The following is a 23,052-nucleotide window of genomic DNA, read 5'->3' as shown; positions in this document are numbered from 1 at the left end:
CATGAGCGGCACCACGTCCAGGCATCAATGCGCAACTGCAAGCCCGGCAAACTTCTCCCAAGGAATCTGATCGTCATAAGCGGGCGCGATGCCCTGCCGCCGACGAGCGCAGATTGTCAAGCAGAACGGCGATCAGCAGAATGCAGCCGCGCACGAGATATTGATAGAAGGCCTGGATGTTCAGCAGGTTCATCACGTTCTCGGCGATGCCCATGATGAGGACGCCGACAATCACGCCGGTCATCGCCGCGCGGCCGCCTGCCAGCGACACGCCGCCGAGCACGCAGGCGGAGATGACGGACAATTCGAGCCCCGTTGCCGCATTCGGCTGGCCCGACGTGATACGGGAGGCGAGCAGAATGCCGGCAATGGCGCAGACGAGACCCTGCAAGGCGAAGATCCAGATCCGCATATTGACGACATTGACGCCGGCAAGTCGCGATGCCTCGGGATTGCCGCCGATCGCAAGCGTGTTCTTGCCAAAAACGGTGCGATTGAGCGCGAAGCCGAAGATGATGAACAGCAGCACCATGATCCAGATCGGCGTCGGCACTGTCAGGAAGCGCGACAGCGCCAGCTGATAGAAAGCCGGATCGTTGATGCCGACGGCACGGCCATCCGAAGCGATCAATGCCAGACCACGAACGATCTGCATCGTGGCGAGCGTCGTGATCAAGGCGTTGATGCGGAACTTGGCGATGACGACGCCATTGACGAGGCCGACAAGACCGCCGCAGACCAATGCCGCCAGCAGGCCGACCGGGATCGAGCCGGTCGAGTTCGACACCATCACGGCGATCATGCCCGAGAAGGCGACGGTCGAGCCAACCGACAGGTCGAAGTCGCGCGAGGCAAGGCAGAACATCATCGTGCAGGCGACGATGCCGATCGTCACGACCGACTGCAGCAGACCGAGCATGTTGCGCTCCGTCAGGAAGCTCGGAACGAAGAGCGACACGATCACGAAAGCGATTGCGAAGATCACCACCAGACCCTGTTCGCCAAGAAGAAGCTTTTTCAAAGAGTTCATCGCTACCATTCCTGAATTAGATTGTGCCGGCGGCATTCTTATCGGGCAGCGCCGCGGTCAGAATGGCGCGTTCGTCGAAATCGGCGCGGGCGACATTGGCGGCGACGCGGCCCTGGCACATCACCATGATGCGATCAGAAATGCCCATGACCTCGGGAAGCTCGCTGGAGATGACGACGATCGCCATGCCGCCGGCGGCAAGCTCATAGAGGATTTCATAGATTTCCGACTTGGCGCCGACATCGATGCCGCGCGTCGGCTCGTCGATGACGAGCACCTTGACCCCCTGTTCGGAAAGCCAGCGCCCAAGGATGACCTTCTGCTGATTGCCGCCCGACAGATTGACGATATCCTGCCGACGCGAGGGCGTGCGAACCCGGAGCTTGGCGATGAACCGATCGGCGACCAAGGCTTCTTTCTTCGGATTGAGGATGCCGAACGGCGAGAAATGCCGCCTTGACGAGATGGCGATATTTTCCTCGATCGACCGACCCTGAATGATGCCATCGAACTTGCGGTCCTCGGGGCAGAGAACCATGCCGGCGCTGATGGCAGCCTTCGGATTGTTCGGTGCGACGGCAATACGGTCTATCGAGACACTGCCCTGGTGACGATGATCGGCGCCATAGAGAAGGCGGGCCATCTCGCTTCGGCCGGCGCCGATCAGGCCGAAGAAGCCCAGAATTTCACCCTTGCGGACAGAGAAGCTGACAGGATTGCGAAGCTTCGAGCCCGACAATTGCTTGACCTCGAGGCGCACCTCGCCGAGCGGCCGTTCCCGCCAGTTCCAGATATTGCTGATCTCCCGGCCGACCATCTGGGCGATGATCTGATCCCGCGTCGTATTGGCGATGTCAGGATGATGCGCCGCGAGCTTGCCGTCTCGCAGCACGGTGAGGCTGTCGCAGAGCCGGAAGATCTCATCCAGACGATGCGAGACATACAGAATGACGGTGCCGTTAGCTCTCAGACGGTCGATCAGCGAAAACAGGATTTCGCTTTCGCGAGAAGATAGCGACGAGGTCGGCTCGTCGAGCGCAATCACCCGCGCATCGACCATGACGGCCTTGGCGATCTCCACCATCTGGCGGGCGCCGATCGACAGCGAGGAAACCTTGGCTGCGGGATCGACGTCGATGCCGATTTCCTTGAGCTTGGCGCGGACGGTCTCGACCAGCGTCCTGCCGTCTATAACGCCGGCCTTGCCGGGAAAGCGGCCGAGCCAGAGGTTCTCGGCTACGGTTAGTTCCGGTACCAGCTGCAGTTCCTGGTGAATGACGACCACGCCAGCATGAAACGCGTCGCGGACGGAGCTGTAATGCTGCTCCACCCCATCGATGACGATGCTGCCCGCATCCGCTCCCTGATCGCCGGAAAGAACCCGGATCAGCGTCGACTTGCCGGCACCATTTTCACCCATCAGCCCATGCACCGCGCCTCTTTCCACATCGAACGAAACGTCGGCCAGTGCCTGGACGCCGGGATAGCCCTTGGAAATGCCCTTGAATTCAAGGAAAGCCATGCTTGCTCCATCGAGAGAAGGTCCGGCGGCGGCAATAGGGGCCGCCGGACGGAAATCATCCATAAGGGATGATCATTCGATGCCGAGATCCTTGCGAACCTTTTCGTAATCGCCGCGCAGCGCGAGGGAACCGGAGGTCAGCGTCAGCTTCGGCGGCTCCTTGCTGTTGGCGATCCAGTCATACATATCGAGCGCGGTCTCGTAGCCATGGCGCTTCGGCGAGATGATGACCGTGCCGAAAAAGCCGGTCGCGGCAGGCTTCTTGAACTCGTTGATCGCCGAATCCGCGCCGCCGATACCGACGCCGATCATGTTGGCGGCAGGAATGCCTACCGATTCCGAGGCACGCACGGCACCGAGCACGGCTTCGTCATTGAGGCCGAAGGCGACCCAATATTTGACGTCGGCATGCTTGTTGAGAACCGTGGTCGCGGCGTTGAGCGCCGCTTCCGTGTCGGTCTTTGCCTGCGGCGCGTCATAGATATTCGCGGCCGGGAAGCCTGCGGCCTTCATGACAGAGATCGCGCCTTCGACGCGGTCGACGGCCGTCGGCAGCTGATCGTAGGAGACGCGGATCGCACCGACATTCTTCATGTCCCAGCCGCGCTTCTTGATTTCATCGATTATCGCCTGCCCCACGGTCTCGCCGATCTTGGTGGCTGAGATGCCCATATGCGGCACATCCTCGAGCGGCTTGCCCTCGGCATTCACCAGGCGGTCGTCGACGGTCATCAGCTTCAGCTGGTTGGCGGCAGCCTTGGCGACGATGCCGGGGCCAAGCTTGACGTCGGGCGTACACACGATAAAGCCCTGCGCGCCTTGCGCGCCGAGATTGTCGATCGCCGACTGAACCTTCTCGCCATCTTCGGCGCCGATCTTGACGAGCGTGAAGCCCTTCTCCTTGGCGGCCTGATCGGCAAATTTCCACTCGTCCTGGAACCAGGGTTCCTCCGGCTGCTTGACGATGAACCCGATCTTGACGTCTTCCGCAAGCGCCGAGCCGGCGGCCAAAATGGCAAACGCGCCCGCAAGGATGGCTGCTTTGAAAAAGCGCATGGTCTCTCTCCCTAAAATCTTGCTCTGCCACTGGTCGGCAGCAAAATGTGAATAGGAAAAAACATCATACCAGTCAATATTTATGTATGATTATTTATTCTGTCTCACCGACATGAACCGAACTTGGCATCTGAAAACGGCACGTTCTCGCCGAAAGCAAAACGCCTATGCATGAGAAACTGGCGGTACGGGAAAAATAAATCCTATATATATGTTGACATTAAAAGGCGCGAATATAGGGCGCCCGACCATTCGGGATCGGCCTTGATGGCGAGGGGATGGCAGCCGTTCAATGAGCATCATCGATTTGCAGGACGGTTTGTTTTCGGTTCGCGCATCGACTTTGGGCGGCATATTGCTCGACTATTCCTGGACATTGGACAACGACAAAATTGCGCTTCTGAGACCGGCGCCGGATGATGCCAGTGCGTCCTCTTCCGCCTGCTATCCGCTGGTCCCCTTCGGCAACCGCATCCGGAACAACCGCTTCACATTCGAAGGACGCGACTACCTGCTTCGGCCGAATACGTCGGACCGTCATTATCTGCACGGTGACGGCTGGCAGGGGGAATGGTCCATTCTCTCCCGCAGCGGCAACGAATTGCAGATCGGCTTTCGCCATCAGGGGGAAAATACGCCCTATAGTTACGATGCAAGGCAGACAATCGCCCTGTCATCCGAAGGGCTGACGCTGCAGATGAGCGTGGAGAACACCGGCGCGGATGCGCTGCCATTCGGGCTTGGCTGGCATCCTTATTTTCCGATGACGCCGCAAACGACGCTTTTCGCGCCAGCGCAGCGATTTTGGACGGAGACCGAGGGCTTCTTGCCGGGAGAACGCGCCGCTGTTCCAGCGGATCTCGACTTTTCCGGGCCGTCGCCGCTTCCTCGCCGCTGGGTCAACAACGGCTTCGAGGGCTGGAGTGGCGAAGCGCGGATTGCCTGGCCGGAAAAGCGCGCCAGCCTGCGGCTGACTGCCGGCGCGTCGATTAGGCATGCCTTCCTCTTCGTCCCCGACACAAACTTCAACCCGGCCTTTCGCCACGACTATTTCTGCTTCGAGCCGATGTCCCACCTTGCAAACGGCCATAACCTTCCGGATCTAGGAGGTCTGAAAATCCTGCAGCCTGGAGAAAGCCTTGCAGGGTCGATCCATCTGCAACCACGAAAATATCCGGAATAGCCCGCGGCCGCTCATCGCTCAAATTTCCGGACCAATCCGAAAGAGGAACACCGAATGCCAAATCGCCTTTCCGGAAAAAGGATCTTCGTTACTGGAGCCGCGCAGGGGATCGGTCTGGCAATCGCGGAGGCTTTTGTAGCTGAAGGCGCGCATATCTTTCTCATTGACCGCGATGAGGCCCTTCTCGAACAGGCAGCCGCCAAGCTGAAGGAACAAGGAGCCGTCGTCGGCTATCAGGCGGCCGACATTACCAATGCCGCCGCCATGGGTGCGGCCGTTGCCAAGGCAGCGGCGGAAATTGGCAGCATCAATGCGCTGGTCAACAATGCCGGCGTCAACGTCTTTGCCGAACCGCTGCAGATGACGGACGAGGATTGGGAACGCTGCTTCGACATCAACCTCAAAGGCGCCTGGAATTGCTGCCGCTCCGTTCTGCCCGGGATGATCACCTCGGGCGGCGGTGTCATCCTCAATATCGCCTCAACCCATGCCTTCACCATCATTCCGGGCACATTCCCCTATCCGCTTGCCAAGCACGCGCTTCTCGGCATGACCAAGTCACTGGGGATCGAATACGCGTCGAAGAATGTGCGCGTGAATGCCCTGGCGCCTGGCTACGTTGCGACACAGAAAGTCATCGATTATTGGAACGGCTTTCCCGATCCGGAGGCGGCAAAGGCGGAGACGATGAAGCTTCATCCGGGCGGGCGCATCGCCGCGCCGCGGGAGATCGCGCTTGCCGCCGTTTTCATGATCTCGGACGAATGCCCCTTCATGAACGCGACGTGCCTGACCGTGGACGGCGGCCTGAGCGTGCTGCAGCATCCGTGATGCTGGCCCCGGCACTGCCGGTGCCAACCCGGTCCAATACGGCAAACACGGAATATGCTATCGCGACCTGAGCTGGGCAATCGACAGCATGAGGTCCGCGCTCATGCCAACTCCGGAGCCACGGTTTAGGATGGCCGATGCAGGCGAGGCGGAATTTGCGCCGTTTGCCGCGTCATATACGGCGGAGAAGCGCTTCAGCAGGTTGTTCACCTTGCCGGCATCATGCAAATCCTTGACCGGAAAAAGCTTCTCCAGCATCTTCGCCTGGCGGCTCACATCCATGTTCGACATGGATGCCGGCAGCGAGTAGGTCGTCTTGATCACATTGTAAAGCGCCGGATCGGACATGATGTCATAGACGGAATTGATCTGCGGTGCCTTTCGCTGGAAATAAAGCGCGAGGCGGACACCGTCGTTGGAGGCGCCCTGCTGCGTCTCCAATGTCTGATGGAGGTAGAGATCGTCCGTGGCGAGGCGCGCGCCCTTGTTCTGCCCCGACCCGATCTTCGCAGTCGTCAAGTTACCCTTGGCGTCGAAATTGAAGACATTTACCATGGCCTTGAACTTCGCGCCTGCCGGCGTGTTCAGGAATCCCTTGGCATCTTCAGGATCGGCGGTGAAGGCCTTCTTCAATGTCGCCTTGTCGACCGTCTTCGGGTCGATATTATTGGCAACGAGAATGAATTGCGTCAGCTTCTTGTCCGCCAGGAGTTCATCGACGGTATCGACCTTGGCAATCGACTTGCTGAATTCAGTCGCCGCGTCTTTCGCATCCTTGATCGCCTTGTCGCGCATCTCACCCGTCAGCCCGAACGTCTTCGCCTTAGAATAGGCGGAAATGAAGCTGTTGATCGAGCTCTTCGACAGGGCCGTGACCGGATCCCGGAGATTACCCTTGCTGTCGAAGTTGAATGCCTTGGCAAGCTCGACATACCTCTCGTCCTTCAGGGAGCTGACATAGCTCTTGCTGTCATAGGGATCGCTTTCCAGGATCTTGCGCAATTGCTCCCGCGAGACCTCGTTCTTGTCGATCCCGAAAGCGCGGAGCGCCATGTCCTCGATCGTCGGTAGATCCTTGCTCTTCGTGTCGTTGGCGGCGAAGAAATCCTTGATCGTCTTGATCTTGCCGACCGCCGACTTGTAGTGATCCTCCGCATCCTTGAACAAGGCCTGCTTGGCGCCCTTGGCCTGCTGCAAATATTTGATGGAGATGTCGTCTATGGCTTGCGCCGATTGCGCGGGCTGCCCCGCCGGTAGCGTTCCGTCGGACGCGAAATTGAAATGAGCGACCATATCCTTCATGCCGGAGACATCGGCATAGGTGGGATTGGCGAAAGCGAGATTGAATTGAGACGGCGTAAGGTTGGCGCTGAGGCCGAAAGCCTCCTTGATATAGGAGAAAAGCCTGTTGTCGCCGGTGATGTCGGTCAGCGATGCCACCTTCGTGATTGCCTGGCGGTAATAGTCGTCGTTGCCGACAGCCATGGTCGGGGTCAGTAGGCTCGGGACCGTATTATTATAGCGAGAGATCATCGCTTCTTTCTGCTGCGTCGTTTGTGCGGACACAGCAGAAAGCGTTCCATCATCGTTGAAATTGAACTGCGACGCGATCAGCTTATAGGTTGCCTGAGCCGAGGCCGAAGAGAAGTTTCCTGCCTGATTGACGAAGCTGTTCGGATCGCTGACATCACTGGTCAGAACCGACTTGAGAAACGACTTCGATATATTATCCGGATTGATGCCATGCGCCCGTAGGACGTAGTCTCTCATCCTGCTGCTGTTGACGATATCGTCGACATTCGACACCTTGTCGATCCAGCTGCTGTAGAATTTGCTCTCCTTCGTTGCCAAAGTTGCTTCATTGGCGAAAGATTGCTCATAGAGCCCGATCGTATCGCTTTTCTGGGCATCGCTCTGAGCCGTCTGATTCTTTGACTTGCCACCGAAGTTGAAAGCTGCGGCAAATTGCCGGTAGCGGTTATCGGTCAATTTGTTTGCGAAACTGTTCGGGTCGCTGAGGTCGCTTGCCAGAACCTTCTTCATGAAGGCCTTGGCATAGGTCATGTCTTCCAGGCCATAAGCCTTCATTGCATAGCTGTAGAGCTTATGGTCGCTGACGAACTCATCGACATTCTTGATCTTGCCGATGTGCGCATCATAATATTGCTGGTCGCTTTTGACCGTTGCCTGCCGAGCGACGCCCGCAAGCGTCGACGCCATATCCTTTGTCGCGGTCACATAGCCGAGATACGTTGAAATCATCGATCGCCCCCACAGCGCAATTCACCAACATTCGCCCCAGGATCGACTATCGCAACCAGACCTTGCGCGAGGCTAGATCGCAATCTGCAGGCATTGCTTTCGGCGCCCTCGCCCATCGCAGCGACGGCGTTCCTTTAGGCCGCCGACGAGATGAAACGGAGCTGAGTGCGACGGCACGAATTGCCGCATTGCGCTTGCGATCGGCCTGCCCTATGACTGCGGACCATATCCGCGAAATGCGGTGGTGGGGACAGGAATGCGGAAGACGATTTCGCGAACATGGCAGTGGAGCGCGCGCATCCTTTGCGCCGTGGCGCTGTTGTTTGTCGGCTTCGCCCATCAACCAGTCGTCGCCACGGCGGATGAGATATCCCCGCTGGAGCTTGCCCAATACCGGCTGCCGGATGGATCTCTGCCCATTCTCTGCATCACCTACAAGGATGCCGACGGCAAGGTACACGGGAAAGCCTATGCGCCCGGATGCGAGGCATGCCGGATCGCCTCGTCCGCGATGCTGCCCGCACCTCCGACCAATATTTGCGAGCGCCTTGCCTCTCCGCGCGGAGAGACGGTCATCGCAAAATCGGAGGCCTTCCGCCGGCAGCTTTATCCGCCGAACACAGGCCCAAGAGCACCACCCATCCTCGACATCCTTGGCTGAACCGGCGTTGCGGCTCTGACCGTGACGCCCGCCGTCAACGCTGCCGCATGCGCGACCATTGGTCGTGAAATCTGAGGATTGGTGTTCCCAGCTGTACTTTGCCGAACGTGGCGGGCCGATTGGTCCGGCTGGCTATCGGTAGCAAGCTCACCCCAAACGGCGAACCATCGCCGCTCCTCCTCAGATCGACCGCTTGTGGCAGCCTGCCGATCTTCGGAGGATTTCATGTCTGCCTTTACCGCTGCAGAGCCTACAGCCGCAGCAACCCACAATATCTCGCTCTATCGCGCGATCTGGCGCTGGCATTTTTTCGCTGGTCTTCTCGTCATTCCGTTCATGCTCAATCTGGCGATCACCGGGTCGCTCTACCTGTTCAAGGATCAGATTGCCGATACCTTCTACGCGCACCGCTACCTCGTCGCCGAGACCGGCACGATGCTGCAGCCGCAACGGATCGCCGATGCGGCACTTGCGGCCTTTCCAGGCGCCCGCGCAACCTCCTATCACGAACCGTCGGCTCCAAACCGCTCGGCCTGGGTGACGCTGTCAAAGGACGGCCAATCGACCATTGTCTACGTCAACCCCTATGACGGCAGCATTTTAGGGTCGGTCGGCTCGAAGCAGGAGTTCGGCTGGGTCGTCAAGCGCATCCACAGCCTCGAATATTTCGGGAAGTGGACCAACCGTATCATCGAAATCGTCGCGGGCTTCGCCCTCGTCCTCGTGGTCACTGGCATTTATCTATGGTGGCCGCGGCAGCAGACGGGCGGTGTACTCACCGTTCGCGGCACCCCGTCGCGGCGCGTCTTCTGGCGCGACCTGCATGCCGTGACGGGTGCGCTTGCGGGCATTCTCATCTTCTTCCTGGCCTTCAGTGGCATGCCCTGGTCCGGCTACTGGGGCGCCAATGTCAATGCCTGGCTGACCACTCACAATTTTGGAACACCGGCAGCAGTCTGGGACGACGTTCCGAAATCGACGAAGGTCACGCAGGATATCGTCAGCCGGCCCGGCTGGGTGGTCGAAAACGCGCCCGTTCCGTTGTCCGATATCGCGGCGGCGCAGTCGGCAAAGCCGATCGGACTGAACAAGGCTGTGGAGACCATGCACCGCCTGGGCATGATCGCCGGCGCCGACCTTGCCATCCCGACGGATGAGACCGGGGTCTATACCGCCAGCCATTATTTCGGTGATCTCCGCAAGGAGCGCACTGTTCATATCGACCAATATTCCGGAAGGCCGCTCGTCGATATCTCCTATGATCAGTATCCGGCGCTCGGCAAGGCGATCGAATGGAGCATCAATGTCCATCAGGGACAGGAATGGGGCCTCTTCAACCAGCTTCTGATGCTGGCTGCTTGCCTGGCCATCATCCTGTGCTGCGCGACCGCCGCGACCATGTGGTGGAAGCGCAGGCCAACAGGTCGCCTCGGCGTACCGCCGATGCCGCCGCAAAAGTCCGTCTATGTCGGCCTGTGGTTCATCGCCATCGTTTTCGGCGCGGCCTTTCCGCTGACGGGAGCCGCCATCGCCGTGATGCTGCTGATCGACCAGCTCGTGGTTCGTTTCGTGCCGCCGCTCCGGCGCTTCTTTTCCTGACGAGATCAGGCGGAGCCGTCGGTTCCGCCTGCTACTCCTTTTCTGGATCAAGGATATCGATCATGTTGAAACACGCTTTTGCTTCCGCCGCCTTCGGGCTGGCATCTCTGCTTTCCGCCAGCGCCTTTGCCGACGATATCAAAGTCGGCGATCTCACAATCTCCGCTCCCTATGTTCGCGCCATGGTGCCGGGTGCGCCTGTCGGCGGCGGCTATATGACCATCACCAATACGGGCAATACCGACGACCGGCTGGTCGCGGCCAGCTCGCCACGCGCCGGAACAGTCCAGATACACGAGATGAGGATGGACGAGGACATCATGGTGATGCGCGAGCTTGCCGATGGCCTGCCCATACCGGCTGGCAAGACCATTGAGCTCAAGCCTGGCGGCTATCACGTGATGTTCATGAAAGTCACCGACCGCTTTATCGAGGGCCAGACGGTCAAGGCGACGCTCAAATTCGAGAAGGCGGGCTCGGTCGACATCGATTTTCCAGTCGGATCGTTAGCGGCGAACAAGGAGACATCCCATGTCAAATAGACGACGCTTCGCCGCAATGACCGTCGCGCTGGCGCTCATCGTCGGCGCAGGGGCCATCGGTTACGCGACATTCCTCCGGATGCCGCAGGCGCCGGCGGCAGGCAGTCTCGGCGCTGTCTTCACGCTCACGGACGATCGCGGCCAGCCCATCACCGAAAAGGCGCTTTCAGGTCATCCCTCACTCGTCTATTTCGGCTATACGCATTGCCCCGATGTCTGCCCGACCACGCTCTACGATATGGCCGGCTGGCTCAAGACGCTTGAGCCGGAGGCCGATCGATTGAGGGCCTATTTCTTCTCCGTCGACCCGGAGCGCGATACGCCCGAGATCATGCACAGCTACAGCGGCAACTTCACCGACCGGATCACGGGCATTACGGGTGATCCGAGCGAGATGCAGAAGGCCATCAAGGGCTGGCGCATCTATGCCAAGAAGGTCCCCACTCCGGATGGCGGATATACCATGGATCATACTGCGTCCGTGCTGCTCGTCGATGCCGGCGGCAACTTGAGGGGCACGATCGCCTATCAGGAAAATACCGATGTCGCGCTGCGGAAGATCCGAAACCTGCTGCAGCAGGAGTAGGTCCGTGACGCTCGATCGTCGCTGGAAGAAGACAATTCCGTCCGACAGGCCTGCCGGCGAATGTCAGTGACCCGCCGATCGCCTTCGCACGCCCGCGGGCCTTCCGCGGGTCATCAACAGGATAAGGAAACCATATATGTCCTCGATAAAGAAAATGCTCCTCGCCGCTGCCGCAATCAGCATCGCGTTTGCCGGCCAGGCCATGGCCCATGCCCATCTGAAATCCGCCGTTCCGGCGGCCGACGGTACGGTGAAGACTGCACCCTCGGAACTCGACCTCACCTTTACCGAAGGCCTCAACCTGAAATTCAGCGGTATCAAGGTGACCGGCCCCGACAAGGCAGCCGTCAAGACCGGCGAAGGCACACTGATGAACGGCGACACGACACTGATGGTGCCCGTGAGCGACAAGCTTGCGCCTGGCAAGTACACGGTCGAATGGCATGTACTCTCCACCGACGGGCACAAGACTAACGGCACCTATAGCTTTACGGTCGCGCCCTGAACGATCCCGAAGCCGTCCGCGGTCACGCGGGCGGCCTCGCTCTCGGCGAAAGGGATATCGTTCCGTCTGACCTTTCGCCGTCCGGCAAAAGGCTCACGACGGGCTGGCAACGCAACCCTGCAGGAAGATCGCCGCGCACCCCGCCGCGCGGACCTGGATTTCTTCGTCATCCGGTGCTTGCCGCTGGCCCAGCATGACGGCCCTTTGCGGCTCCATCGTCATCATTCCCCGCAAGAAGCCGGCCGCGAGAGAGATATCGGAGATCCTAATCGCTCCCTTGTCGCGCTGGCTGCGCAGCCAGACCTCGAAGACCACGGCCGAGGCCCTGATCGCCCGCTCATAGAAGGACGCCGCGATCTCGGGAAAGCGATCGGCTTCGGCGACCGCCAGCCGATTGATGGCGATCGTTTCCGGATCCAGCGCCAGACGGCCATAGGCGATCAGGATTTGCTCGAGTTGGTGATGCAGGTCCGGATGCTTCAGGAGGCCCTGATCCACTTCGACGTTGAAACGGGCGATGCGATCCGTAATCACCGCATTGAAAATCTCGCCTTTGCTTTCAAAAAGCCGATAGACCGTCTTCGTCGAGACTCCCGCGCCCTGCGCGATGTCGTTGATGCATGCCGAAGCATAGCCCGCTTCCAGAAAGCGCTTTCGCGCAGACGAGAGCACGATTGCCCGAGTATCGTCATCACAACGGACCTGCGGGCGCCCTCGTGGTCGTTTCGTGGTTTTTGGATTTAGGACCATCAATATTTTCCAAAATATAGTTGACTTGGATTTTATAGCGCTTATTTTGGAAAACATCAAGTTTCCAAATTGAACTTGGCCGCTACCCCTGCCCGGCAGCGACCCCTGTCAGGAGCAAGTACATGGCTAACAATCTGCATATCGTGACCTCCAAGGACGCGCCCGGCGAAGCGCAGGAAAGTGTCGAGGCAAAGGCCAAGGAAGGGGTGACAACCGAACCCCGTCCGGAGACGCCAAAGGGACCGGCAGCCGGCGATGCCGCCGCGAAGCGCAGCAAGATGCCGCGGCGCCTGATGTACGGCGTAGGTGCAATCGTCATCATCGCTGCCGCGGGTTATTATGGCCACGATTACTGGCAAAATGGCCGCTTCGAGATATCGACCGACGACGCCTACGTGCAGGCCGACAATAGTTCGATCGCCCCGAAAATCTCGGGCTATCTGGCGGAAGTCCTGGTCAGGGACAATGAGACCGTGAAGGCCGGCCAGCCGCTCGCCCGCATCGACGACCGCGATTTCCGCGCAGCGCTCGACCAGGCAAAGGCCGATGTCGCCGCAGCGCAGGCAACCATACAGGCAGAGCAGGCCTCGCTGGATATCCAGCAGTCGACGATCGCAGCCGGACGCGCGACGCTGGATGTGGACAAGGCCAACGAAACCTTCGCCGAACAGAACAACAAGCGCTATGCCAGCCTCGCCTCCAACGGCTACGCAGCCGTGCAGACGGCCCAGCAGGCCGCGTCGCAGATCGCCGCGGCGCAGGCTTCCATCGTCCGGGACACCGCGACCTTGGAAGGTGCGATCAAACAGGTCGAACTTTTAAAGGCCCAGATCGCGCAGGCGACAGCCGCGCTGCAAAAAAGCGAGGCGATCCAGCATCAAGCCGAGCTGAACCTCTCCTATGCGACCATCATTGCTCCCGTCGACGGCACGATCGGCAACCGCACGCTGCGCATCGGCCAGTATGTTCAGGCCGGAACGCAGCTGATGTCGCTCGTGCCGACCAATCAAGCCTATGTCGTCGCCAACTACAAGGAAACGCAGCTGACGAACGTCCATGCCGGCCAACCCGTCGATATCGAAGTCGACATGTTCCCCGGCAAGACATTCCACGGCCATGTCGACAGCCTTGCGCCTGCCAGCGGGCAGGAATTCGCCCTGCTGCCGCCGGACAATGCGACCGGCAATTTCACCAAGGTCGTTCAGCGAATTCCAGTCAGGATAGCGCTAGACGCGCAGACCATGGCGAGCGGTGAGCTGCGCCCCGGAATGTCCGTCGAGCCGAGCATCAACACCAAAGCAGACGCCGCACAGCGGAACTGACGGCGGGAGCCACACAATGTCTACGATTACAATGGATGGCCGTCCGATGCCGGCCGCAGCGGCAGAGCCGCGTGCATCGACAAGAGAGTGGATCGCGGTTCTGGCCGGCATGATCGGCGCGTTCATGGCGATCCTGAACATCCAGATCACCAATGCCTCCCTCCTCGATATCGAGGGGGGCATCGGCACCGGGGTGGACAATGGCGCCTGGATCTCGACCTCCTATCTGATCGGCGAGATCGTCGTCATTCCGCTCACCGCCTATCTCAGCAGCGTCTTCTCGTTTCGCCGTTATATCCTAGTGAACTCGGTGCTGTTTCCGCTGTTGTCTCTGTCATGCGCCTTTGCCCACGATCTCGGAACGATGATCGTCCTGCGCGGCCTGCAGGGATTTGCCGGCGGCGTCCTGATCCCGATGGCCTTCACCATGGTGCTGACGAAGCTTCCAAAGCCGCAGCAGCCTTTGGGGCTGGCGATCTTCGCATTGTCCGTCACCTTCGCGCCAGCCATCGGCCCGACCATCGGCGGTTATCTGACCGAGAATTACGGCTGGCAGACGATCTTCTTCATCAATGCTGTCCCGAGCGGAATCATGGTGGTGGCGCTGGCGCTGACGCTGGACAAGCAGCCGATGCAACTGAGATTGCTGCGCGAAGGCGACTGGGCCGGTATCGTGACGATGGCGATCGGCCTGTCGGCCCTGCAAACCGTGCTGGAAGAGGGCAATAAGGACGACTGGTTCTCTTCGCCCTTCATTGTCAGGCTCAGCATCGTCGCGGCCGCATTCCTCACCCTTTTCATCGTGATCGAGCTGAAGGTCTCGAAACCGCTGGTGAAACTGCGATTGCTGAAGCAACGGAACTTCGGGCTTGGCGTGCTTGCCAACATTCTCGTGGGCGTCGCGCTGTTCGGGACAGTCTACATATTGCCGCAGTATCTGGGACAGGTGCAGAGGTACAATGCCGAGCAGATCGGCAACGTCCTTGCCTGGACCGGATTGCCGCAATTGCTGCTGATCCCGCTGGTGCCGCTGATGATGAAGCGGGTAGACGTGCGCTGGCTTGCCTTCTTTGGCATCGCGGTCTTTTCGCTGAGTTGTTTCATGAACGTTACGCTTTCGGCCGACAATGCGGGGGACCAGTTCTTCATCCCGAACATCATCCGTGCGATCGGCCAGGCGTTCGTCATCACTCCAGTTACCGCTATCACCACGGCCGGCATTGCCCCTGCGGATGCGGCAGCCGCCTCCGGCCTGACGAACATGCTGAGAAATCTCGGCGGCGCGGTGGGGACCGCCTCCCTTGGGACCATCCTGACCAAGCGCGAGCAATTTCACTCCAACATCATCGGCCAATCCGTGACCCTTGCTCGCGACGAGGTTCGTCAACGAATAGACCAGATGACAAATTATTTCCTGTCACACGGCGTTTCGGATCATCAGGCGGCCCAGCAGAAGGCGGTCATCGCCCTTGGCCAGGTCGTCAAGAGACAGGCGCTGATTATGGGATTCAGCGACACCTTCGCAGTCATCGGTGTGGTGCTTGCCATCGCAGCCATCACGATGCTGTTCACCAAGCGCCCGCAGACCGGCGGCGGCGGCGCTCACTGAGGGATGCGGGTTCACGCAATATGCACGAATGCTATACGAGCGAACGGAGCTACATTCGCTCAGCTCTTGCTACCGTCACCATGTGCATTATCTCGCCTTCGATAAGCCGATGGGTTGATGCCATGGCGTTGCAGGCGGGCATAGAGGCTGCGGCGCGGCAGTTGCAGCGCTGCAGCGACCTCGGCGATGTCGCCCTCGAACCGGTCGAGCGCTGCCCGCAAGATGCTCGCCTCGAACTGATCCATCTGGTCGGAGAGACCAAGTTCCGAAGCGGGCCGGTGCTGGGCTGACGTCAGGCCCAGAACTACCTGGGTTGCGTAGTTGCGCAATTCGCGAACATTGCCCGGCCAATCATCAGTTAGAAAACGCGCCTCCATCGCGACATCGATTTGTGGTCGCGCAACACCGTGCTGGCGCGCGGCATCGTCGAGAAAGGCACTGAACAATAGGCCGATGTCGGCGCGGCGCTCCCGCAAAGGCGGGATGCGGATCCGCACGGTCTCCAGCCGATAGAGCAGATCGGCGCGGAAACGGCCCTCGGCGACCAAGCCATGCAGGTCGGTCTTGGTCGCCGCGACGATCCGGAGATTGACGGGAGCCGGCCCGCCGGTCGACGAGGGCAGCTCGCGCTCCTCGACCACACGCAGAAGCCGTCCCTGGAGCATGGGCGACATGCTGTCGATTTCATCGATAAACAGCGTGCCGCGATCCGCCTCCGCGATGCGGCCACGCCGGGCGCGATTTCCGAACAGGGTTTCGTCGGCGATCGCATCCGGCAGGGCGGCGCAATCGACCGCGACGAAGCCGCGGGCATGCCGCCTGCTCCAGCGATGGATGAGGCGCGCGACGAGTTCCTTGCCGGTGCCGGTTTCACCCTCGACCAGAACGTCCACATCGGCGACGGCGACCTGGCGTATCGTTTCACGCAATCGCGCCATGACCGGCGTCTGGCCAAGAAGCGGCGAAGTATCTTCCGCTTCCGCAGCGGCCTGCCGCAGGCGCCGGTTCTCCAGCACCAGACGCCGCGTCTCCAGCGCGCGGCGCACGGAGGCGATCATATGATCCGTGGCAAAAGGCTTGGCGATAAAATCATAGGCGCCCTGCTTCAAGGCACCGACCGCCATGGCGATATCGCCGTGCCCGGTCATCAGGATGACGGGGAGGTCGGGATCGCGCGCCTGCACTGCCTCGAGGAGGTCGTGTCCGTCGACGCGAGGCAGGCGGATGTCGGTGACGATCACACCCGGCAGCGCAACGGCAAGGCTTGCCAGCGCCGACTGCCCGTCGCCATGCGTCTCAACCTCGAAGCCGGCTATGGCGAAGGAATCGCTGAGAGCGGCATTGAAAGGGCCGTCATCCTCCACCAGCAGCACTTTCTGCGGCGCTTGCAGGGTCATGCCCGCCCCATCGTAACTATGAAGGCCGCACCACCGAGCGGCGACGGGCCGATTGTCAATGATCCGCCGAGATCGTTCATTATGTCCTGAGCGATCCCGAGCCCAAGGCCCAGTCCATCGGGCTTGCCCGTCATGAAGGGACGGAATATCTCCTTCGCCAGGGCCGGGTCGATGCCCGGACCATTGTCGGCGACCGTCAGCCTCACAGCATTTTTCTCCATGTCGTCGACGAACAAGGCGACATGCGGATCGACACCGCTCGACACCGCATCGATGGCATTCTGCAGTAGATTGACGAGAACCTGTTCCAGCCGCACCCGCTCGGCCAGCACCCGCGGCTGGCCTTGTGGCGGAAGATCCAGCCGCACGCCTGCCTTGCGGAACCGGTTTCCAACCAGCAGCAAGGCGCCGGCGATGATGCCATCGAGCGGTTCCGGTCCGGCCGCATGCCGTCCCCGGCGCGAGAACCGCCGCATTTCCTGCGTGATCGTTCCTATGCGCGCCGTCACGTCGACCGCGGCATCCAAATTGGCGCTGACACGATCAAGGCGATTGGCAGCGAGATGGTGGCGGGCATTCTCGGCCAAGGTGCGGATGGTTGCGACCGGCTGGTTGATTTCGTGCATCAGCCCCGCCGTGATCGAGCCGACGGAGGCGAGCCGGTTGGCCTGGGCAAGTTCCTCGCGAGCATCGCGATAGCGGTCCTCGGCGCGGGCACGTTCGGCTATCTCGTCGCGCAGCTCGGCCGTGCGCGCAGCGACAGCCTCCTCAAGTGCCCGCCGATCGGCAGCCGCCCGCGCAACGCGGGTGATGCGCCACCAGATCGCAGCCCCGATGACAGCCAGCCCGAGGATGGCGGGCAAGGCCAGCAGCCAGGCCTGTGCACTGGCCTCCTGCAAGGCCATGCGCGTATCGAGAAGATGCAGAAGGCGCAGACGTGTGCCGGCAACCGGCTGCTCGGCTGCGACCATGATCTGATCTCGCGGTCCGCGAATGCGGCCGGCATCTTCCACACGGTAGTTCCCCGGCCCTAGCGCCGCGTCTCGATACTGGCCGCTCGCGACGATGCGGGCGCGGTCTTCCGCCGATAGCGGCGCGAGCGCGGTCAGCACCTGTGACGGGTCGGATGCGGCAAGGATGATCTGGTGTTCGTCGACGACAAGCGTCTTCCCCGGATCATTCGCCCAAATCCGCGACACGGGTTCGAATTCGAATTTGACGACCACGACGCCGGCCGGCGCGGCAGCATCGCCGACCCTGCGCGCGATAAACAGGCCGGGCCGGCCGCTGATTGCACCGGCGCCATAATATTCCGCCATGCCGTCTTTCATCGCTTCGGAAAAATAGGGCCGGAAACTGAAATTCTTACCGACGAAGCTATCTTCGGTCGCCGCATTTGACGCGGAAATGACCAGCCCGGTATGATCGACCAGATATATGATATAGGCACCGGTCTGATGGGCGAGAAAGCCGAGCTTTTGGTCGAGCCGACGAGCCGCATCGGCGGTGGGGCTTGCAAGAGCCTCACCGAGGTCGCGATATTCGCCAAGCACGATCGGCAGCAGCCGGAAACGAGCCAGTTCGCTGTCGACCAGGCGGCTGTGCTGCACAGCAAGCCCGGCGGCCTCCGCTTCCAGCTGCGCCAGCGCCTCATGGCGCGACAGAGAGAGCGCAGTAAGCCAAATGCCGGCTGCGACAGCCACAGCAGCCACCGCCAAAAGCAGAATCCGTCTCAATCCAAACCCAGTCATTTGTGCAGAATATTGCACAAGCCTCGAAATTGCCATGCAGAATCTTGCGCAAATAATGGCAAGAACCAAGGTGAGATCATGGAAATATGAAATATTTCAATGTGGTATCATGGATGTCCGATAGGCCTCGTCTCCGGCATTTCCGCACGCAACAATGGCGCCACTGGGAGAGTGATCCTCGATAAACAATCGGTATTGGCCCCGTTCCGCCTCGCAAGGACGAGCCGGCGGGCAAGCGCATATGCGGCCTCTCTCAAAATCCGTCGTCCACAGCAATCATCGCGATGGCGACGACCGAAGCGACCAAGGGAGGAGAGGCTCAATGCTGGATACATTACAAGACCCCATCGAGACGACGGCAGCGGCGGATGCCGCCGGGAAACGCAACCGTCTCAAATCGATCATCGGGGGCTCGACGGGCAATCTGGTCGAATGGTTCGACTGGTATGTCTATGCCGCATTCGCACTCTATTTCGCTCCGCATTTCTTTCCCGCCGGCGATCAGACGGCGCAGCTGTTGAACTCGGCAGCGGTCTTTGCCGTCGGCTTCGTCATGCGGCCGATCGGCGCCTGGATCATGGGGCTTTACGCCGACCGTAAGGGTCGAAAGGCCGGCCTTGCGCTCTCCGTGACGCTGATGTGCGCTGGTTCGCTGATCATCGCGCTGACACCGGGATATGAAGCAATCGGCGTGGCAGCGCCGGCGCTTCTGGTCCTTGCCCGCCTGATGCAAGGCCTGTCAGTGGGAGGCGAGTATGGCGCCTCGGCAACCTATCTTTCCGAAATGGCCGGCCGGCAGCGCCGCGGTTTCTTCTCGTCGTTCCAGTATGTCACCCTGATCTCGGGCCAGCTCCTCGCCATCGCCGTCCTCATCATATTGCAGGCCTTTATGACTGCGGAGACGCTCAATGCCTGGGGATGGCGCATTCCCTTCTTCGTCGGCGCGGCGCTTGCCGTCGTCGTCTTCTGGCTGCGGCGCGGGCTTGCCGAAACCGAAAGCTTCAAGAACCTGCGTGCAGGCGATGCACAGAAATCCGGCTTCTGGATGCTCATCACCCGGCATCCGAAGGAGACTGCGATAGTGATGCTGCTGACCGCCGGCGGCACGCTCGCCTTCTACGCCTATTCGATCTACATGCAGAAATTCCTGGTCAACACCTCCGGATTCAGCCGGGAAACGTCGAGCGAGATCAACGCAATCACGTTGTTCATCTTCATGCTGCTGCAACCGATCGCAGGCGGACTTTCCGACAAGATCGGCCGCAAGCCGCTGATGATCAGCTTCGGCCTCTGCGGCGTGCTGTTCACCTATCCGATCTTCTCGACCCTCGAAACCACGAAGGACCCGCTGATCGCGGGGCTGCTCGTCATGGGCGCGCTGATCATCGTCACCGGCTATACCTCGATCAACGCAGTGGTGAAGGCGGAGCTGTTTCCGGCGCATATCCGCGCCCTCGGCGTGGCACTGCCCTATGCCCTGGCCAATACGCTGTTCGGCGGCACGGCCGAATTCGTGGCGCTGAAGTTCAAGAGCAGCGGCTGGGAGCAGGGCTTCTACTGGTATGTAACGGCAATGATCGGCATCTCGCTCGTCATCTATCTCTTCATGCGGGATACGGCCAAAAACAGCGCCATTCGCGAGGATTGATCCGTCCGGCCAATGGAAAGAGGGATCCTGATCACAGGATCAAGAGAACATGAGCCGGCGGGGCCATCGATGATGGCCCCGCCGGTGCGGGCCGAATACGAGATCGCAGCCGCTAGTGAACCGAAGTGCTGCTCTTCCTGCGCCCATTCAGCAGATGAATGAACGTGATGCCCTGCTCCAGCAGAAGCTCGGCGGCCTTCAGATCCTTCGGGTCGAGATCCGACGAACAGCCGCGAAGATTGCATGCGAGAAAGAGGGAATTAGTGGCGGCCAGCGCATCGCCATCCTCCTCCGCCTCTTCGGCCGCAGCCTGCAGTACATCCGCAACAGCCGTCATAAGGTCGGCGCGCTCCTGCAGGTTCATTTCGTCAAGGCTTTTGGTGATACCATTCATGACGTATCCTCCGCACGCGAATATCTCCGGCATCAGCCGGAGCGGCGCAGCTTGTAACTGGACATGGTAGAAATGCGATTGGTAAGCCAGATATGGCGATGAAGGCGCCAAGCGGCAAGGCATGGCTTCCATGCCAAGGGCGCATGGCATTGCGGCTGGCTCACCAGGCGCGATGTGGCGGCAGCGGCCGCTCACGCAGATCGATCTTAAGTGCCGTTGTCCTCGGGACGTTCTAAAGGTGTAGTATCCAATCGTGATCCGAATGGAGCTTTTCAAGTCACACCCGTAAGCCAACCCTTTCCAAAGCCGAAATGAACGGGCACGGTCGATATTATCCTATAGTCTGATTGAAAAACGAAAAACTTGCTGCCGGAACGCATCGGAGACCGATCGATCTCCGATGCGGGGCATCTCGATTAAAGCCGCTCAGCGCGGGCGGCGGATCGCCCGCAGTTTACCGCTGCCGCCACCGCCGGCATAGAACCGGTCCTTGCCGTCGGATTCGAGGCCGGAGACGCCGGTCCCTTCGGGCATTTCAAGCCGCTCCAGCACTTCGCCCGTCGCCGGATCGACGCGGCGCACATCGCTTTCGTCGCCCTCCCAAGTGCCGTGCCACAATTCTCCGTCGACCCATGTGACGCCGGTGACGATGCGGTTGGATTCGATAGTGCGCTTGATGGCACCGGTTTCGGGGTCGATTTCGTAGATCTTGCGGCCGCGATGCTGCCCGACCCACAGGCTGCCGTCACTCCAGGCAAGACCTGAATCGCCGCCGTTGCCGGGTGCGGGAATGGTGGAAACTATATTCCCCGTCCCGGGATCGACCTTATGAATCTTGTCCTCGGCGATCTGATAGAGATAGCGTCCGTCGAAAGCGGTGCCTGCATGAGACGCGACATCGATCGTGCGCACCTGTTCGCCGCTCTCCGGATTCAGAGCATGCAGCTTTTCGCCAGAGGCGAACCAGACGTGCTGGCCGTCGAAGGTGACGCCATTCACGCGGGGTGCGTTCTCGAAGGGACCGTATTCGCGAATGATTTCTGCTCGGGACTTTTTCATGCTTCCATCCTCCGGTCAGGATTGGTTGAGTGTCGATATGAGAGAACTTAGTCGCTCGGCAGCGGCCCAGGGAGTAACAATGTTGTCGGGAAGCCGACAACCGGCGGCATCATCCAGCGGCAGGCCCTCCCGTTGCCGACACTTTGCACCATGCCAGCCGCGGCAAGCGCGTCGAGAGCACGCTGCACCGTGCGCGGGCTTGTTCCCAGTGCAATCGACAATGCCGAACTCGACCAGGATTCTCCATCCGAAAGCAGAGCGAGCAGCGAGCCATTCTCGACCTCGACAGGCGGCGCCAGCACCACGACATCGCTTTCCCCGCGCGGCGTCAGCGCAAAGCCGCTCGGCGTCGCGCTGATATCGGCCAGTGGCTCCAAGGCGGCGCGAAGCCTCCCGATTTCGACCCTCAGTCGAGCCCTGTGGGATTCGTCGGCATGGCGAGCGCGGAACGCACGGGAAAGCAGGGTAGAACGCGGCACATCGGCAGGAGCGGCCTCGGCAAGCACGCGCGCCAGGGCAAAGAGCACCGGCCGGCTCGCAAGCGGCACGATTTCGCCGCCGCTGCGCACAATATTGCGACAGGCATCGACGACCAATGTTCCGGACGCCAACAGGGCCTCGACCTCATCGAGCGACAGCAATTTTTCCTCGCCCTGGGCTACCAGACGCGCGGCTGGGGCATCCAGAGCACGTGCCGCGTCGCGCACCTCGATCGCAAGTGCGGGGATCGCGGCCTTGCTGGCCGCTTCTGTGGCGCGGGCAAGGGCGGCGCGGGCCGGCGCGATCCGCAGGCGGCGGATGGCGATGCCGGCGACCGCCAGTTCATGGCTCGCCCTTGCAGCTGGTGGCAACGGCGATGGATCGAGCTTCGCCAATAGGCGTTCGGCCTCGTCCAGATGACCGACAAGCAGCAGACGGCGTATCTGCAGGTTGCGGGCATGGGCGGCATTGATGTGGTCGCCATGTTTTTCGAGGGCGGCCCTTGCCGTCTCCAGCGCCTTTTCCGGCCAGCCAAGGTCACGTGACACGAGGGCAATCTCGGCTTCGGCCACGGTGCACCGCGCACGGGCGACAGCCTCACGCGGACCGAAGGCGCGCGCAGCACTCTTCAAGAGCGTCTTGGCGCGGGCAAGATCGCCGAGCTGCGCCATGGCAATGCCGCGCAGCGCCAACGCCGGTGCATCCTCGCGCAGCGACACACGCTTCAGCGCGCCCAGCACATCGCCGGCAGCAAGCGCCTGAGCGGCCGCGACGATCAGCGAGTCCATCGAAATCCCGTCACACTTGTAACTCCCACCCCTTACGCCTCCAGCGGTAAGTTATCGCATATCGGCTGGCAAGATGC

Annotated in this window: 20 protein-coding genes; 10 read left to right on the top strand and 10 right to left on the bottom strand. The window is 60.6% G+C overall.

Annotated features, from left to right (window positions below; translation table 11 throughout):
* Positions 1–73: 73 nt before the first annotated feature.
* The 3 genes from araH to FP026_RS13405 form a co-directional block, all read right to left on the bottom strand.
* Entirely contained in the window at positions 74–1,030 is a 957-nt protein-coding gene (gene araH / locus FP026_RS13415; protein WP_149635125.1) for an L-arabinose ABC transporter permease AraH, read from the bottom strand.
* 16 nt (positions 1,031–1,046) lie between these two features.
* A complete protein-coding gene (gene araG, locus FP026_RS13410; RefSeq protein WP_149635124.1) occupies positions 1,047–2,552 on the bottom strand; it encodes an L-arabinose ABC transporter ATP-binding protein AraG in 1,506 nt (501 codons plus the stop codon).
* Between the two features lie 72 nt (positions 2,553–2,624).
* A complete protein-coding gene (locus tag FP026_RS13405) occupies positions 2,625–3,608 on the bottom strand; it encodes an arabinose ABC transporter substrate-binding protein (RefSeq protein ID WP_149635123.1) in 984 nt (327 codons plus the stop codon).
* 292 nt (positions 3,609–3,900) lie between these two features.
* On the opposite strand from FP026_RS13405, the gene FP026_RS13400 reads away from it, so the two are divergent.
* Together FP026_RS13400 and FP026_RS13395 are read left to right on the top strand one after the other, a co-directional pair.
* The gene (locus tag FP026_RS13400; protein WP_149635122.1) at positions 3,901–4,791 is read left to right on the top strand and encodes an aldose 1-epimerase; all 891 of its coding nucleotides are present in this window, start codon (positions 3,901–3,903) and stop codon (positions 4,789–4,791) included.
* Positions 4,792–4,845: 54 nt separating this feature from the next.
* Positions 4,846–5,622: an SDR family oxidoreductase gene (locus FP026_RS13395; RefSeq protein WP_149635121.1), complete on the top strand. Its 777-nt coding sequence runs from the start codon at positions 4,846–4,848 to the stop codon at positions 5,620–5,622.
* Between the two features lie 57 nt (positions 5,623–5,679).
* Here FP026_RS13395 and FP026_RS13390 read toward each other — a convergent pair whose 3' ends face one another.
* The gene (locus FP026_RS13390; RefSeq protein WP_149635120.1) at positions 5,680–7,884 is read right to left on the bottom strand and encodes a DUF1217 domain-containing protein; all 2,205 of its coding nucleotides are present in this window, start codon (positions 7,882–7,884) and stop codon (positions 5,680–5,682) included.
* Positions 7,885–8,140: 256 nt separating this feature from the next.
* Here FP026_RS13390 and FP026_RS13385 point away from each other — a divergent pair, with 256 nt between their 5' ends.
* The 5 genes from FP026_RS13385 (at position 8,141) to copC (ending at position 11,777) form a co-directional block, all read left to right on the top strand.
* Positions 8,141–8,545: a hypothetical protein gene (locus FP026_RS13385; RefSeq protein ID WP_149635119.1), complete on the top strand. Its 405-nt coding sequence runs from the start codon at positions 8,141–8,143 to the stop codon at positions 8,543–8,545.
* A gap of 225 nt (positions 8,546–8,770) precedes the next feature.
* A complete protein-coding gene (locus tag FP026_RS13380; protein WP_149635118.1) occupies positions 8,771–10,144 on the top strand; it encodes a PepSY-associated TM helix domain-containing protein in 1,374 nt (457 codons plus the stop codon).
* A 62-nt stretch (positions 10,145–10,206) separates the two neighbouring features.
* The gene (locus FP026_RS13375) at positions 10,207–10,686 is read left to right on the top strand and encodes a copper chaperone PCu(A)C (protein WP_149635117.1); all 480 of its coding nucleotides are present in this window, start codon (positions 10,207–10,209) and stop codon (positions 10,684–10,686) included.
* Positions 10,676–11,272: an SCO family protein gene (locus FP026_RS13370; protein WP_149635116.1), complete on the top strand. Its 597-nt coding sequence runs from the start codon at positions 10,676–10,678 to the stop codon at positions 11,270–11,272. Before FP026_RS13375 ends, FP026_RS13370 begins: the two co-directional genes overlap by 11 nt.
* 136 nt (positions 11,273–11,408) lie before the next feature.
* Positions 11,409–11,777, top strand: a complete 369-nt coding sequence (copC, locus tag FP026_RS13365) for a copper homeostasis periplasmic binding protein CopC (protein WP_149635115.1) — start codon at positions 11,409–11,411, stop codon at positions 11,775–11,777.
* Between the two features lie 93 nt (positions 11,778–11,870).
* On the opposite strand, the gene FP026_RS13360 is transcribed toward copC, so the two are convergent.
* Positions 11,871–12,527 (bottom strand): TetR/AcrR family transcriptional regulator, encoded by a 657-nt coding sequence (locus FP026_RS13360; RefSeq protein WP_149635114.1) that lies wholly within the window; start codon positions 12,525–12,527, stop codon positions 11,871–11,873.
* 122 nt (positions 12,528–12,649) lie between these two features.
* On the opposite strand from FP026_RS13360, the gene FP026_RS13355 reads away from it, so the two are divergent.
* Positions 12,650–13,849, top strand: a complete 1,200-nt coding sequence (locus tag FP026_RS13355) for an HlyD family secretion protein (RefSeq protein ID WP_246665332.1) — start codon at positions 12,650–12,652, stop codon at positions 13,847–13,849.
* 16 nt (positions 13,850–13,865) lie between these two features.
* Positions 13,866–15,458 carry a DHA2 family efflux MFS transporter permease subunit gene (locus FP026_RS13350; RefSeq protein WP_432444121.1) on the top strand — a complete coding sequence of 531 codons (1,593 nt, stop codon included), beginning with the start codon at positions 13,866–13,868 and terminating at the stop codon, positions 15,456–15,458.
* A gap of 59 nt (positions 15,459–15,517) precedes the next feature.
* On the opposite strand, the gene FP026_RS13345 is transcribed toward FP026_RS13350, so the two are convergent.
* Together FP026_RS13345 and FP026_RS13340 are read right to left on the bottom strand one after the other, a co-directional pair.
* Positions 15,518–16,855, bottom strand: coding sequence for a sigma-54-dependent transcriptional regulator (locus FP026_RS13345; RefSeq protein ID WP_149635113.1), 1,338 nt, complete (start codon positions 16,853–16,855; stop codon positions 15,518–15,520).
* Positions 16,852–18,558: a sensor histidine kinase gene (locus tag FP026_RS13340; RefSeq protein ID WP_246665331.1), complete on the bottom strand. Its 1,707-nt coding sequence runs from the start codon at positions 18,556–18,558 to the stop codon at positions 16,852–16,854. Before FP026_RS13340 ends, FP026_RS13345 begins: the two co-directional genes overlap by 4 nt.
* 370 nt (positions 18,559–18,928) lie before the next feature.
* On the opposite strand from FP026_RS13340, the gene FP026_RS13335 reads away from it, so the two are divergent.
* On the top strand, positions 18,929–20,254 hold the full coding sequence (locus tag FP026_RS13335; protein WP_188112572.1) for an MFS transporter: 1,326 nt from the start codon (positions 18,929–18,931) through the stop codon (positions 20,252–20,254).
* 112 nt (positions 20,255–20,366) lie between these two features.
* Here the strand turns inward: FP026_RS13335 and FP026_RS13330 are convergent, their stop codons facing one another.
* From FP026_RS13330 to FP026_RS13320, 3 genes are all read right to left on the bottom strand, one after another.
* A complete protein-coding gene (locus FP026_RS13330; protein WP_149635111.1) occupies positions 20,367–20,648 on the bottom strand; it encodes a hypothetical protein in 282 nt (93 codons plus the stop codon).
* 426 nt (positions 20,649–21,074) lie between these two features.
* Complete coding sequence (locus FP026_RS13325; RefSeq protein ID WP_149635110.1) at positions 21,075–21,707, bottom strand: Vgb family protein; 633 nt, start codon at positions 21,705–21,707, stop codon at positions 21,075–21,077.
* 47 nt (positions 21,708–21,754) lie between these two features.
* Positions 21,755–22,975 (bottom strand): helix-turn-helix domain-containing protein, encoded by a 1,221-nt coding sequence (locus tag FP026_RS13320; protein ID WP_149635109.1) that lies wholly within the window; start codon positions 22,973–22,975, stop codon positions 21,755–21,757.
* Positions 22,976–23,052 lie beyond the last annotated feature (77 nt).

Source organism: Martinezella tropici (assembly GCF_008370325.1).
Lineage (GTDB): Bacteria > Pseudomonadota > Alphaproteobacteria > Rhizobiales > Rhizobiaceae > Rhizobium > Rhizobium tropici_B.
The sequence above is the reverse complement of the archived record's forward strand: the minus strand, read 5'-3'. Positions and strand labels throughout refer to the sequence as shown.